The organism is Rhizobium sp. 01T437, assembly GCF_056398505.1.
Map to the genome: position 1 here is coordinate 159,683 of NZ_JBFTPM010000010.1, position 14,204 is coordinate 173,886.

At 60.3% G+C, this 14,204-nt stretch carries 14 protein-coding genes; 11 read left to right on the top strand and 3 right to left on the bottom strand.

Features of this window, described 5'->3' with window-relative positions:
* Positions 1-5: 5 nt before the first annotated feature.
* From AC1DM5_RS21810 to AC1DM5_RS21820, 3 genes are all read left to right on the top strand, one after another.
* The gene (locus AC1DM5_RS21810) at positions 6-731 is read left to right on the top strand and encodes an ABC transporter permease (protein ID WP_477975584.1); all 726 of its coding nucleotides are present in this window, start codon (positions 6-8) and stop codon (positions 729-731) included.
* A 12-nt stretch (positions 732-743) separates the two neighbouring features.
* Positions 744-1,433 (top strand): ABC transporter permease, encoded by a 690-nt coding sequence (locus AC1DM5_RS21815; RefSeq protein ID WP_477975586.1) that lies wholly within the window; start codon positions 744-746, stop codon positions 1,431-1,433.
* Positions 1,434-1,552: 119 nt separating this feature from the next.
* Positions 1,553-2,461 (top strand): homocysteine S-methyltransferase family protein, encoded by a 909-nt coding sequence (locus tag AC1DM5_RS21820; RefSeq protein WP_477975588.1) that lies wholly within the window; start codon positions 1,553-1,555, stop codon positions 2,459-2,461.
* Positions 2,462-2,513: 52 nt separating this feature from the next.
* On the opposite strand, the gene AC1DM5_RS21825 is transcribed toward AC1DM5_RS21820, so the two are convergent.
* On the bottom strand, positions 2,514-4,181 hold the full coding sequence (locus tag AC1DM5_RS21825; protein ID WP_477975590.1) for a XylR N-terminal domain-containing protein: 1,668 nt from the start codon (positions 4,179-4,181) through the stop codon (positions 2,514-2,516).
* Positions 4,182-4,481: 300 nt separating this feature from the next.
* On the opposite strand from AC1DM5_RS21825, the gene AC1DM5_RS21830 reads away from it, so the two are divergent.
* Genes AC1DM5_RS21830 through AC1DM5_RS21865 form a run of 8 tightly spaced genes read left to right on the top strand, consistent with a single transcriptional unit; the run spans position 4,482 to position 11,630 of the window.
* Positions 4,482-4,997 carry a 2,4'-dihydroxyacetophenone dioxygenase family protein gene (locus tag AC1DM5_RS21830; RefSeq protein ID WP_477823184.1) on the top strand — a complete coding sequence of 172 codons (516 nt, stop codon included), beginning with the start codon at positions 4,482-4,484 and terminating at the stop codon, positions 4,995-4,997.
* A 42-nt stretch (positions 4,998-5,039) separates the two neighbouring features.
* Entirely contained in the window at positions 5,040-5,906 is an 867-nt protein-coding gene (locus AC1DM5_RS21835; protein WP_477823185.1) for an SDR family NAD(P)-dependent oxidoreductase, read from the top strand.
* A gap of 27 nt (positions 5,907-5,933) precedes the next feature.
* Positions 5,934-7,226 (top strand): ABC transporter substrate-binding protein, encoded by a 1,293-nt coding sequence (locus AC1DM5_RS21840; RefSeq protein ID WP_477823186.1) that lies wholly within the window; start codon positions 5,934-5,936, stop codon positions 7,224-7,226.
* 20 nt (positions 7,227-7,246) lie between these two features.
* Positions 7,247-7,975, top strand: a complete 729-nt coding sequence (locus AC1DM5_RS21845) for an ABC transporter ATP-binding protein (protein ID WP_477823187.1) — start codon at positions 7,247-7,249, stop codon at positions 7,973-7,975.
* Complete coding sequence (locus tag AC1DM5_RS21850; RefSeq protein ID WP_477975592.1) at positions 7,972-8,706, top strand: ABC transporter ATP-binding protein; 735 nt, start codon at positions 7,972-7,974, stop codon at positions 8,704-8,706. Before AC1DM5_RS21845 ends, AC1DM5_RS21850 begins: the two co-directional genes overlap by 4 nt.
* Entirely contained in the window at positions 8,693-9,550 is an 858-nt protein-coding gene (locus AC1DM5_RS21855) for a branched-chain amino acid ABC transporter permease (protein ID WP_477823189.1), read from the top strand. The genes AC1DM5_RS21850 and AC1DM5_RS21855 overlap by 14 nt, the downstream gene beginning before the upstream one ends.
* A gap of 6 nt (positions 9,551-9,556) precedes the next feature.
* Positions 9,557-10,615, top strand: a complete 1,059-nt coding sequence (locus tag AC1DM5_RS21860) for a branched-chain amino acid ABC transporter permease (RefSeq protein ID WP_477823190.1) — start codon at positions 9,557-9,559, stop codon at positions 10,613-10,615.
* A 1-nt stretch (position 10,616) separates the two neighbouring features.
* Positions 10,617-11,630 (top strand): zinc-dependent alcohol dehydrogenase, encoded by a 1,014-nt coding sequence (locus AC1DM5_RS21865; RefSeq protein WP_477975594.1) that lies wholly within the window; start codon positions 10,617-10,619, stop codon positions 11,628-11,630.
* A 252-nt stretch (positions 11,631-11,882) separates the two neighbouring features.
* Here the strand turns inward: AC1DM5_RS21865 and AC1DM5_RS21870 are convergent, their stop codons facing one another.
* Both AC1DM5_RS21870 and AC1DM5_RS21875 read right to left on the bottom strand, forming a co-directional pair.
* Positions 11,883-12,770, bottom strand: coding sequence for an MBL fold metallo-hydrolase (locus tag AC1DM5_RS21870; protein WP_477975596.1), 888 nt, complete (start codon positions 12,768-12,770; stop codon positions 11,883-11,885).
* 48 nt (positions 12,771-12,818) lie between these two features.
* A complete protein-coding gene (locus AC1DM5_RS21875; protein ID WP_477975598.1) occupies positions 12,819-14,204 on the bottom strand; it encodes a zinc-binding metallopeptidase family protein in 1,386 nt (461 codons plus the stop codon).

Consider the following 14,204-nt stretch of genomic DNA (forward strand, 5'->3'; position numbering starts at 1 on the left):
TGATAATGGCGACCACGCAACAAGGTATTCTGGACCTGCTGTCTCCCTATCCTCCGGGATGGGGCGGCGTTCTTCTGGCAGGTGCAGTCTCCACGGTCGCCATCTCGGCTTGCGCCTTCACGATCGGCCTGCTGCTCGGCACGGGTGGTGCGCTTGGAAAGCTTTCGGGCAATCGCGGGCTCTGCTTGCTGCTCGATTTCTACACCATGGTGATCCGCGCCGTTCCGGAGCTGATCCTGATCATCGGGCTTTATTATGCCGGCACCGATGGCCTGAACCGGCTCCTGGCCGCCTTGGACCTGCCACCGGTCAATGTGAACGGCTTCGTCGCGGCCGTCATGGTGCTGGGCTTCGTGCAGGGTGCCTACATGACGGAGGTGCTGCGCGGCGCGATCCTCGCCATTCCTGTCGGCCAGATCGATGCCGCCAAGGCCTTCGGCATGGGACCGGTGCTGAGGTTCCGCCGGGTCTTGCTGCCGGCGCTCCTGCCAAACGCCCTGCCGGGTCTTGCCAATCTTTGGATGTCGGTCACCAAGGACAGCGCGCTGGTCGCGGTCGTCGGCTATCAGGAGCTGGCGCTCGCCACCCGCCTTGCCGGGGCAAGCACCAAACACTACTTCGTCTTTTTCCTTGCCTCGGCCCTTCTCTATCTCGCCATCACGCTCGTTTCCAACGTCATCGTCAAACTGATCGAGGGACGGGTACGGCGAGGGCAGCCGCGCCTTGCCTGAAGAAAGCGCCCTATGAGTTTCACCTGGATCTCTTCCTATTGGCCGCTGCTTCTGACGGGCGCCTGGCAGACGGTTTGCCTGCTGGTGATTTCCGTGGTGTTCGGCTTCGTCATCGCCATTGGTCTCGCCTTCGCGCAGGTCAGCGGCGGCAGGCTGACGCGGCTGCTCGCCCGCAGCTACTGCACCTTCTTCCGTGGCACACCTTTATTGATACAGCTGTGGCTTCTCTACTACGGCGTGGGCTCGCTGCTCCCCATGATACCCGGCATCCGCCAGAGCCTGTTCTGGCCAGTCTTGCGCGAGGGCTTCTTCTTTGCCGCCGTCAGTTTCACGCTGAACTATGCCGCCTATGAGGCAGAGGTGTTGCGCGGCGCGCTGCTTGCCGTCCCTAAGGGCGAGCTCGAAGCCGGCCGGGCCTTCGGCCTGTCGCCCTGGAAACTGACCCGCCGCATCTGGCTGCCGCGCGCCATTCGCATTGCCCTGCCGACCATTGCGGGAGAGATCGTCATGCAGCTCAAGGCGACGCCGCTCGCCTTTACGGTGACGGTGATGGATCTCTATGCTGTGGCAAACAAGGTTCGGCAGGACACGCTGCTCGTCTATGAACCGCTGCTGGTCGTCACCCTCTTCTATCTCGCCCTGACCGCAGTGATCGCCCGCGTCTTTCGAGGTTTCGAAGCGCAGGTGCCGGTTCGTCGTTAGGCCGATGGAAAAGGTCTGGCCATGAACTCGCTTGCGCACGAACCATGTGCACCTTGCCCACTTTGTTATGAAAAGCCCGCTGCCGGTGACGGTGCGACAGCCTGAATGGAGACCTCTTCATGAGCACGACCCGAATTCTCGATGGCGGCATGAGCCGCGAGCTGCTGCGGCTGGGCGCGGAACTGAAACAACCGGAATGGTCGGCATTGGCGCTGATCAACTCGCCGGATATCGTGCGCAAGGTACACCAGGAATTCATCGCCGCCGGGTCTGAGGTCGTTACGACAAACAGCTATGCGCTCGTGCCCTTTCACATCGGCGAGGACCGGTTTTGGAAGGAAGGGCCGGCGCTGATCCGTCTCGCAGGTCGCCTGGCGCGTGAGGCAGCCGATGCCGTCACGGATCGGAAGGTGCTGGTCGCCGGTTCGCTGCCGCCGATCTTCGGCTCGTACGAGCCGCAGAACTTTCAGCCTTCGCGGGTGCAGGATTATCTCGAGGTGCTTGTCGAAAACCTCGGCCCCTTCGTCGACATATGGCTCGGCGAGACGTTGAGCCTGATTGCCGAGGCAGAGGCTGTCCGCAAGGCGGTGGCGACATCAGGCAAGCCGTTCTGGATTTCCTTCACCGCGGCGGATGACGAGGCAGCCATAAAGGGTGGAGAAGCGAAGCTCCGCTCCAACGAAAGGGTCGAGGACGCGGCATTCTGGGCGGCGTCATCGGGTGCTGAAGCCCTCCTGTTCAATTGCAGCAAGCCCGAAGTCATGCAATCGGCCGTGGAGACGGCAGTGCGCGCGTTCCGGAAGGTGGACGCTCACCTCGAAATCGGCGTCTATGCCAATGCCTTCGAAGGGGAACAGGGCGACGCAGCCGCCAATGAAGGCCTGCACGACACCCGCAACGATCTCAATGACGATGCCTATTCGCGTTATGCCTGTTCCTGGGTCGAAGCGGGTGCGACAATAATCGGTGGCTGCTGCGGCATCGGTGCTGCTCATATTCATCGCTTGAGGAAGACGTTTTTGGATTGAAGCACCCGCCGAAATCGCTCATAGCCTGGGAATTGGCAGCGGCAGCTTTGCTTCAGCGGCCCCTGCCGTTGCTGATCTGACCCAGCCGATAGGCGAACTGGGCCCGACTGAGCCCGAGCATACGGGCTGCCCGTGCTACGTTGCCATCTGCTTGCCGGATGGTCATCTGGTAGATCTGGCGGTTAAGATCATCGATGGAAAAGCCACCTTGCTCGATTGTCTGCGCCAGAACGACCGCCAGGGCTTTGTCTGTCGCTAGAGGCTGTGGCAGCATTCCCATATCCCCGGCCACGGTTTCGAGCGTCGATGCAGTCACCCGATCTTGCTTCGCGGTCAGAATTGCTCCACGCATTAATGCTTCGAGTTCGAGCAGGTTTGCCGGCAATGGAAGCGCCTTGAGCCATGCCGTGGCATCCTCTGCCAGCATAGGCTGGCTCTTGCCGTATCCGGGCGCCAAACACCTGATGATGGCTTCGGCCAGACGGCCGATGTCGTGGGGCCGACTTGCAAGCGCAGGCATGGCGACGGGCAGAGCCATGAACGAATAGAGCAGATCTTTGCGGAGATGTGGCAGGCTCGCCAACTCCTGGGGAGAGAGGGTTGAGGTCGCAATAAGTCTCGAATGAAGACTGTTTTCTTGCCTTCTTCTTCGGCCGGAAAGCATTTCGACGATTTCAAGCTGGGCCGCCTCGCTCAGCCCCTCTATATCTTGCAGCACGATCGTTGTTGCAGCTTCCCCGCCTGCCGCCGACTTGCGGCCGCGGCGCTGCTGGGCAGCCATCATGTCGGACAGGTTGCCATCGGCAATCGCAGAACAGGAAAAGCTTTCGAACCGCGCCGCGGTACCGTGAACGGCATCGTGGATATGACGTGCGGCCATGCATTTTCCGCTGCCGCAGGGACCGGTTATCAAAACGGGGATATTCGCCATCTGGACGATCTGCTCCAGGCGCTGCCGCACCGGCTCCAGAAGGATGGCGGCGACCGGATCCGAGGTGTCGTGTCCACCATCGTGCCCATCCTGCTGTATTGTCGTCGTCCGCATCGCCTGCGGTTGGAGCGTGGACGGCTTTCCCTCAGCCAAAACGTGGCGGCGATAGAGCCGGACCGTCTCGTCGTCTTTGTCCCATGCCTCCGCCGGCCTGCCAACCACACGACAGCGTTTGTCACCGCGCGCGATACACTGAATCTCTTTGTAGACGATCAGCTTGCCGAAGAAATGGGAAGCATAGCCGGCGGCGTAGCCGACCTGCGTCCAGCACATGGATTCATGAGCGATATTGTGGCGCTCGAGATATTCGGTGGCTTCTATGCTGTCATTCCAAAAGAACTCACCCGAGAACTTACCCTTTTTGAAGTCGAAGTCGTTATGCACCGTTTCAACGCGAACCTCGCCCTTCAGCATGTGAAGCCTGGTCCCGGCTGTGAATGCGTCACCCTGATCAAGTGCCGGCCATGCCTGTCGAATGAACTCGGCATCTTCCTTGCCTGCCAGATAGCCCAGGCGGGTCAGAATGACAAAGGCGTCATCACGACCATACCGGCGGACAAGCTCGTCTCTTAGCGCGCCGCGTGAGGTGGCGCGCTGCATGATCAGACGACGCTCGTTGAGCTTGATCGTGCCGTCGACGGGATTGTAGGTGAGCTTGCTCAGGAATTCCCGGATCGTCGGATTGCCGCCCCGATCGAGCAGGGACTCCTGGTTTACGGCAAGTTTCATGAATGCATCCTCCCCTGACGGTCCACTCTAAATCTATGCGGGCTCCCCGCCGTCAGAGTGCTCGAGTTTATGATTTGAGCAAGTGGAATTTGCCATTTGATAAATTCTGCAGCGCATCATGAGGCGTTGGCATCGCAACAACGAGCGTTCGAAATGCGATTTTCCATAACAGTTTCAACGGGTGCTATCGATGACACCCTCCGCGCAGAAATCTCTGAAAGAAAGAATTTGACGGGATTTTTGGCCGCTTCCTAAGCTTCGTTGCAGTTGTCGGATGGAAAATATTCGGAGGAGATTTCCATGAACGAACGACCGAAAATCGTGAAATTGCCCGAAGAGCCGTACGAGGAGGCCATCCGCCGTTTTGCCCGCGACGGCGCCCATATTCCCGGCGACGACGCTTCGACACCGTGGGTGCCTTTCGGCGATTCCGCCGCAATCAAACATCTCTGTTTCGATGTGCGTACCAATTCCGTTGCCAACATCCTCTGGGTCAAAGGCGGCGGTCGGATCGGCACCCACAAGCATCGCGGCGTAGTCTCGGCGGTCACGCTCGAGGGTTCGTGGGGCTATTACGAATATGACTGGACGGCGCGTCCGGGTGATTTCGTCTACGAGCTGCCGGGCTCGGCGCACACGCTCTACTCAGACGATCCCAACGGCATGAAGGCGCTCTTCTGGATCAATGGGCCTATCGAGTTTTTCGACGACGACGCCAAGTTCACCTTCACCGCGGATGTGTTCTGGTTCATCGAACACTACACCAGTTACTGCAGGGAAAAAGGTCTGAAGATCAACGAGCAGATGTTCATCTGATCCTTCGTAAACCCCTTGAGAATTGCAGCATCGGGAGGAAGCATGTCGCTTCAGGAAATGTTCGACGTATCGGATAAGTCAGCAATCGTCACTGGTGGCGCCTCGGGTCTCGGCCGTGCCTATGCGGAAGTGCTCGCAGATGGGGGGGCGCGCGTTTGTATTTTCGATATGAACCAGAGCGAGCTCGACCGCACGGTTGGAGAACTCTCGCGGGGCAGTGGCAATGTCTGGGGCATGCGGGTGGACGTTACCGACCGCCCGGCCATGGCGTTCGCCTTCGATCAAGTGGTCAAACGCCATGGCAGGATCGACGTGGTGTTCGCCAATGCGGGCATCGATGCCGGCCCTGGCTTCCTCACACCAGACGGAGACCGCAATCCCGATGGCGAGATCGACAACCTCAATGACAATCATTGGGACGAAGTAATCGCCACGAACCTGACGAGCGTTTACAACACGATCAAGCTCGCTGCCCGCCACATGAAGCGCACTGGCGGAGGCCGGATCATCGCAACATCCTCCGTCGCCGCCCTCTACAATGACGGCATCGTTGGCACGCCTTATATGCCGGCAAAGGCAGGTGTCGCCCATCTCGTCCGTCAGGCAGCGATGGAGCTCGGCCGTCACCGCATTCTTGTCAATGCCATCGCGCCGGGTCCTTTCATCACCAATATTGCCGGCGGCCGAATGCGGTTCGAGGAGGACCGCAAGGCGTTCAGCATGTGGTCGGCCCTCGGCCGGGTTGCCGAAACCTCGGAGATCAAGGGTTTGGCGCTCTATCTCGCCTCGCCTGCATCATCCTATGTCACAGGTGCGCATATCGTGATCGACGGAGGCCTGGTTCTCAGGCCCGCCGAGGACGCCATTCAATTCACGCCACGGGCTGCGGGAGGCAGCGTGACGGCGTGAAACAACAAACAAGTGGAGGAGAACACAATGAGCAGGATCGAATTTCTGAAAGGCGGCATAAGCCGCCGCACCGCACTCAAGTCTATGGGCACCGCGGCCGCCACGCTCGCCATGCCCGCCGTCCTGCGGGCAGGCACGACCGACACGATCAAGATTGGCTTCGTCTCGCCGATGACGGGGCCGCTGGCGCCCTTCGGTGAGGCCGACAGCTACACACTTGACAAGATGCGTGCGCTGCTGGCCGGGGGCATTGAGAACAAGGGGAAGAAATACGATATCGAGATCATTCCCCACGACGCCCAGTCCAACCCTAACAAGGCCGCCGAAATTGCCGGCAATCTCATCCTTAACGATGAGGTGCACCTGATCATTCCGGCCTCGACCACCGATATCAACAATCCGGTGGCGGATCAGGCCGAACTCTACGGGTGTCCCTCGATCTCGACCGCCGCACCCTGGCAGGCTTTCGTCATGCCGCGTGGCGGCGCCGAGAAGCCCTTCGAGTGGAACTACCATTTCTTCTGGGGCCTCGAAGATGCGCTTGCTACATTCGTTGGTCTGTGGAAATCGGTCGAGACCAACAAGAAGGTGGGGATGCTGTTTCCGCGCAATGCCGATGGGGAAACCTGGGGCAACAACGACTATGGCCTGCCGCCGACGGTGCAAAAGGAAGGCTTCACGACGGTGATCCCGTCAATGTTCCAGCCGCGCACCAACGATTTCTCCGCCCAGATTGCCGAATACAAGGCGCAGGAGTGCGATATCATCGGCGGCATCACCTACCCCTCGGATCTCAAGACCTTCATCACCCAATGCAGCCAGCAGAATTACAGGCCCAAGGTGGTGACGGTGGCTGCGGCGCTGCTCTTCCCATCAGGTATCGCGGCCATGGGTCCGCTTGGCGAAGGGATGTCGACGGAGGTCTGGTGGACGCCGGCTTTCACCTTCAAATCGTCGCTGACGGGCCAAAACAGCGCCGACATCGCGAATGAATGGGAAAGCTCACAAAACAAGCAGTGGATCCAGCCGCTCGGCTATGCACATGCGCTCTGGGAAGTTGTCGTGGACACGCTCAAGCGCGCCGAAGACCCGCGCGACCGCGCTTCGATCCGCGACGCGGCGAAGACGACCGATCTCAACACTGTTGTCGGCCCCATCAAGTTCAGCGGTGGTCCGCACCCAAACATCTGCAAGACGCCGATCTTCGGCGGCCAGTGGGTGAAGGGCGCGAAATACCCCTATGACCTGAAGATCGTCGACAACGCGGTCTCAAAGCTGATCGCGCCGGAACAGAAGCTGTCCCTGCTCAACTGGTCCTGAGCGAGAAGATTGACATCACCATGGATGATCAAGTGCTCCTCAGCGCAGTGGGCGTTTCCAAGTCCTTCGGCGCCATTCGTGTTGTCCAGGACGTAAGCTTCGAGGTGCGCACCAATCAGGTCTTGGGTATCCTGGGACCGAATGGCGCAGGCAAGACGACGCTCTTCAACCTGATCAGCGGCGATCTGAAACTGGATGCCGGCGAACTCTTGTTCGCTGGCTCCATCTTGCAGCACGAGCCGCCCTACAAGCGCTGCAAGCGCGGCATAGGTCGTACCTACCAGATTCCCAAGCCCTACGGGGGCATGACGACATTTGAGAATCTGATGGTCGCGGCGATGTTCGGTGCGTCCCGCTCGGAGAAAAGTGCGAACGGTCATTGCGCTGAGATCCTCGAGGATTGCGGGCTAGCCGACAAGGCCAACAAGACCGCAGGCTCGCTGACGCTGCTCGATCGCAAGCGTCTGGAAATGGCACGCGCAATGGCAAGCGATCCGAAGCTGCTGCTGCTCGACGAGATCGCTGGTGGCCTGACCGAGCATGAATCGCATGTCCTGGTTGATCTGGTGAAGAAGGTTCGTCGCCGCAACGTCACGGTTATCTGGATCGAGCACGTGCTGAACGCAATCATGGCCGCAGCCGACCGGATGATGGTGCTGAATTTCGGGGAGAAGATTGCTGAAGGCAGCCCGCAAGCAGTCATCGCCGATCCCAATGTCCGCCGGGTCTATATGGGGATTGAAGCATGACGACTGAAGTACCGATCCTATCCACCCACGGGCTCTGCACCGGATACGGTGATTTCCAGGCACTCTTCTCGGTGGACTTCGAGGTCATGCGCGGCGAGGTGGTTGCCCTGATCGGCGCCAACGGCGCCGGCAAATCGACTTTGCTGAAGACCATTATGGGCTTGTTGCCGAGCAACCAGGAGATGATTCGCCATGCCGGCGTGTCGGTAGGTGGCAGCGCACCATATCAGATGGTTCAGAAAGGCTTTGCCATGGTACCCGAAGGCCGCCGGCTTTTTGCAGGCATGACGGTCGAGGACAATCTCCTGGTGGCGCTCGATCATGGCCGCAGGAACGGCACGGCGACCTGGACGATGCAGCGCGTCCTCGATCTCTTTCCGGCCCTGGCTTCCATGCGAAAGCGGTTGGTTGAGAAGATGTCTGGCGGCCAGCAGCAGATGGTGGCCATAGGCCGCGCGCTGCTCAGCCAGCCGGAGGTGCTACTTTGTGACGAGATATCGCTTGGGCTGGCTCCCAAGGTCATCGGTGAGATCTACGATTCCATGCCGGCCATAACCAAAGCGGGCACGGCGGTGATCCTCGTCGAACAGGACGTGTCGCGGGCGTTGGCCGCGTCCAACAGGCTCTATTGCCTTCTGGAGGGCAGGATCACGCTCTCGGGAGATTCCGCCGATGTCTCGCGGGAGGATGTCGCACGGGCCTATTTTGGAGCAAATCATGCAGTGGCTTGACGCCGTCATCCAAGGGATATTGCTGGGGGGCATGTATGCCCAATACGCGCTTGGCATGGCGCTCATGTTCGGTGTGATGCGCATCGTCAACATCGCGCATGGCGACCTGGTCATCCTGCTCGCACTGATCGGAATCTCGCTTGCGGGCATCCTCGGTTTCGGGCCGTTTACGCTAATGATCCTGCTAATCCCGATGGCCGCGGCCGTGGGTTGGCTGTTGCAGCGCCTCATTCTCAATCGCGTCCTCGGTGACGATCCTCTACCATCGCTGATCGCGACGTTCGGCCTGTCTATCGCGCTCCAGAACCTGATGCTGCAGATCTGGTCGGCCGACACGCGTTCGCTGCCGGGCGGGGGCATCGAGGCGGCGTCGGTCAACGTGGCCGGGCTCTACCTCGGGGTCCTTCCGCTGATCGTACTGCTGGTCGCCACACTTCTCACCGCGGGCATCGATCTGATGTTGCGCTCTACGCGGTTCGGCCGTGCGCTGCGCGCGTCCGCCGCCGATACCGAGGCGGCGGCTATCAGCGGTGTGAACCCGCGCAAGGTATACGCCCTGGCGACGGCGCTCTCCGTCGGCATCCTGGGTTTTGCCGCCGTCTTCCAGTCCTTGCGCTCCACCGTTTCGCCGGCCGACGGTCCGGCGCAACTGATCTACGCTTTCGAAGCCGTGATCATCGGCGGGATGGGCTCGATCTGGGGAGCTTTCCTTGGATCGATGGTGCTCGGCATCTCCCAGGCCGTGGGGTTCCGGCTCGACTCGGGTTGGGGAATTCTTGCCGGCCATCTGGTTTTTCTGCTCGTGCTCGCGACCCGCCCGCAAGGCCTGATTTCGAAAAGGTAACCCGTCATGAACCAAACGATCTTGCAGGCCACGACAGGTGAGACGATGAAGAGAGCTTTTGCGCCGGCTCGGGTTGACCGGCACACCCTGTCGAGCAGGGTAGCTCAGACGATCGCCGTTCTCGTTCTCGTTGCCATGCTCGCCATGCCATGGTGGGCCGGTTCGGGCAGCATCCGCTGGGCAATCGAGCTTTCTTGTCTGATTGCCATCGCCCAGATGTGGAACCTGCTTGCCGGCTATGCCGGGCTGGTGTCGGTCGGCCAGCAGGCATTCATCGGCGCTTCTGCTTACTTCATGTTCGTCCTGGCCTCAAACTTCGGCGTCAACCCGTTCCTCGCCGTCGGACTCTGCCTCGCCCTGCCGGCTCTACTCGCCGTGCCGACCTATGGTCTATTGCACCGGCTGGACGGCCCGTATTTTTCGATCGGGACCTGGGTCGTGGCCGAGGCCTTGCGGCTGTTGACCAGCAATCTCGATTACGTCAATGCCGGCGCGGGTCTCACGCTTCGCGTGCTCGCCAAATATAGTCTGCATGAGCGCGAAGTCGCGATCATAACGCTATGCGTGATCATGCTGCTGGTGACAGTCGGCGGCAGCTATCTGCTGCTTCGTTCTCGTTACGGGTTGGCCCTGACTGCCATGCGCGACAATCCAGTCGCCGCCGAAAGCCAGGGCGTCAACGTGAAGCGCCTACGCTTCCTGATCTATGTTGCAGCAGCTGTAGGCACGGGGCTTGCGGGCGCAATCTACTATTTGGCGCAGCTGAGGATTACACCGTCATCTGGCTATGATCCGAATTGGGCCTCGATCTGCATCTTTATCGTCATGGTCGGGGGCATCGGCTCGATCGAGGGTCCGATCATCGGCGCTCTGATCTACTTCTTTGCCGACCGCTATTTCAGCCAGTATGGCGCGATCTACATGGTGGTCCTCGGCATCCTCACTCTGTTCATGGCGCTCTACGCCCGGAGCGGTATCTGGGGGCTTTATTGCCGGTTCTTCGATGCGGCCTGGTTTCCTGTTGGGCGCAAACTAATCCGGCAATCCGACGAAGGTAGGAACTGACATGATGAAGGCTGCACTTTTCGACCGGCTCGGCGCGCCGCTCAAGATCATGGAAGCGGAGGACCCGAAACCAAAGACAGATTATCTTCTGCTAAAAGTCTGCCGCTGCGGCATTTGCGGTTCAGACCTCCATATGACCGAGGATCCAGTCTTTCGCGTCGCGCCCGGCGACATTCTCGGCCACGAATTTTCCGGCGAAGTGATCGAGGTTGGCTCAAAGGCTGGAGCCTTCAAGGTCGGCGACCAGGTGACGGTCGCGCCCAATCGTGGCTGCGGCCATTGTTCGAACTGCCTGAAGGGGGAACCGGCCTGGTGCGATAGCATGGCGTTGATCGGCGGCGGCTATGCACAATATGCCGCCGTTGCCGGCCGGCAGTGCCGTAAACTGCCTTGGGGCATTCGCACTGCCGATGGCGCACTGGCGGAACCGCTGTCTGTGGCCCTGCATGGGCTGATGCGGGCTGCCATGGGGCCGGGCGACCGCGTGCTGATCGTGGGTGCAGGCGCTATCGGACTTGCAGTCGCCTTCTGGGCGCGCAGACTGGGAGCAGGGGCCGTCGCCGTCACCGACATCCATCGTCATCAGGAAGCGCGTGCGATGGACGTCGGTGCCAGCGTCTTTGTCACCGCCGACCCCGATCAGGCAGCCAATGTCGAGGCCGCTCTCGGTGGTCCGCCTGATATCGTCTTCGAATGTGTTGGCAAGCCGGGTCTCATCGACCACTGTATCGAGCTCGTCCGGCCTCGCGGCAAGGTAGTCGTGCTGGGCCTTTGTACCGCGCGCGACCATTTGGACAGCTTCCGGGCAATTTCCAAAGAGGTCAACGTCATTATGTCGGTGTTCTTCAATATGCGCGAATTCGCGGCCGCCATCGACGCGTTGGATTCCGGCCGGTACGCGCCGCAGAATCTTATTTCCGAAACAGTCTCGCTGAACGACCTGCCCCACGTTTTTGAAGCTCTCCGCAAACGAACCACCCAGTGCAAGGTGTTGGTGGATCCCTTCGGTGCGTGAACGACAATGGTCTTAGAAGTTCCCGGTCTGGCAGTTCGAATCTCATCAAGACCATCACGCGATGGGTCGGGGCAGAGGCTCGATCGAATTGCACATCAGCGTGAGATTGCAGACCAGCATGGCCTGCATGAACCCGAAACGTCAGTCTGATCCCACGTGCCTCTTGTTCAAGGATGCTCCGTAAATCCGGTTCATCTCCCAGGTCGGGTCCGTCAGCGTCGTGGATGCCGTTGGAGAGCGTTCGTAAACGCCTCACCTTTCTCGGAAGGTCTTCAGCAATGCGATATTGGAGGCATGCACATCTTCATAGGCGGGGATGTAGATCAGCGCGCCGCTTTTCACATCCTCGCTGACCGCTTCGGCCAGAGGCTTGCGCCAGATCTCCGGCTCTGGCGCCTCGTCACTCATCGCCTCGACATACCGGATCGTCGCGTCGATGAAGGAAGGCTCGTAGCCGCCTGCGAAAATACGATCCGGATCGCCATGGCAGGGGAGGATACGGGCGATGGGAAAGGAGCGCAGACGTTTCAGTTCTTCCAGATGCTGCGGCAGGGCGGCAGCATCCGTTATGTAGGTGACGGTGTCTTCGAGTGTGTCGCCGGCAAACAGAAGCCGCTCCTCAGGCAGCCATAGGATCGTCGCATCGGGACTGTGGATGTTGAACTCGTGAAGTTCAATCGCGCGGCTTCCGACCGTGATCGACCGGTTGCCGTCGAACAGGCTGTTCGGCATGATGACAGGATCGATCTTCGGCAGGCGGGCGGCGATGAGCGGTTTTTCCGCTTCGAGAAGCCGGGCGGTCGCGCCATTCGCGACGATGATGCAATCGGCAAATACCTCGTTGCCGGCGATATGGTCGTTGTGGAAATGGCTGAGGACGACCATGATCTTCGATATGTCTCGCGCTTCCAGATGGGCGCGGATGGCGCGGGCATGGTCTAGGCTTATGTGGGTGTCGTAGACCAGCGCCTCATTGCCATCGACGATCGCATAGGATGCGATGCCGAGGCTGAAGGCGCCATCGTCGAGCCAGTTCGGCCCTTCCGAATAGAGCCGCTTGCCGGCGATGCGCCCGTCATAATAGGCGAATATGCCCGGATAGGGCTCGAATATCCGGAAGTCGTCAAGCATGCCCTTCATTCGGTTCCTCCTGGATATCAGCCTTTACATTATGATGAGCGGGGCGCTTCAGCGCGCCCAGGTCGCGTCCCAGAAGGACTGCGGATCCTTTGCCAGCACGTCGGAAATCGTCGGTGCCGGTCCGGGAATACGCTTGCCGCCGATGCGTTCGCTGAGTTCCGCCTTGGCGGTAGCGATCGTTTCCGGCGATGCGAGCAATGTGATCGCGCCCATGGCAAGCGCTTCCGACGCCATCAGCGGTCCCGGACTGCTGGACGAATGTCCTGACAGCGCCGTCCATGCCCAGTGATGGATCGGCACATTGTCGGGATAGGCCCAGTTAACCCGTCCGAGCGGGATATGCCAACTGATGTCGCCGTCATCCTGGCCGTAATAATCGATGCCAGTGTCGAAATATTCGAGTTCACGATGCAGCTTGAAGGGTTTGCCGGGATCACAGGCGGCGGAAAGCTGCTCCATCCATTCGATATCGGCTTCGGTCCAGCGCGGCGGGCCGATTTCCCTCAGGCACGTATCCAGCACCCGTCCGACGGTGTCATTGCCGAGATAACCGCGGCAATTGGCGATCTGCTCGGCCATCAGTTCGACGCCTTGTTCGGCAGCGATCCGGCTGTAGGTGTCGAGCATCAGCTGGTAACCTTGCTGCACTATGTCGAAGTCATGATGTCGGACGGAGGACCAGAGGCGCACTTCCTCGGGCGTCACGCCGGGTGTGATGCCTGCGAAGCGATAGACGTGCTTCAGCTGGAGGCCGGGAACCTCCTTGCGGAGGCGGTCGAATTCCGCATAGGCAGCTTCTGCGGCCAACAGCGCGTTGCGGGTGGCGGTCTTGCCGCCATGGGCGCTTTCGCCGATGAACTTGAATTCGCCGCTCGCCATGGCGTGGCATGGCCGGGCAAGCGAGCCGTTCTGGTAGTCGCCGTGCGAGGTCAGGACGAGGTCGAGCCCGTCAAACACGCCGGCCGCCTGCAGCGCAAGCTTGCCCCAGCCGATCTCCTCGGCCGGGCAACCGACGATGACGATCTCGCCGGGCAGGCCGAGTTCGATCATCGCCTTTGCGGCGGCGATGCCGGCGCCGGTATTGGCCGGGCCGATGTGGTTGTGGCCGCAGCCATGGCCGGGCAGGCGACGATTGCCCTGCCGGTAGGGAACCGCGTCATTGTAGAGGCTCGGCAGCGCATCGTATTCGATCAGGATGCCGACTTTCGGGCCGTCGCCTTTGGCAATGCGGGCGATGAATGAGGTCGGCACGCCGCCGACGCCGCGCTCGACCGAAAAACCGTGCCGTTCGATGAAGCCGCAGAGGATCGCCTGCGACTTGTATTCCAGCGCCGGCAGTTCCGGCACTTTCCACATCTCCGCAAACAGTTGCTCTATTTCTGCGGCAAGCCCCGACCAGATGCGGCGTGTTTCCGTCTTCAAGCGATCCTGCAT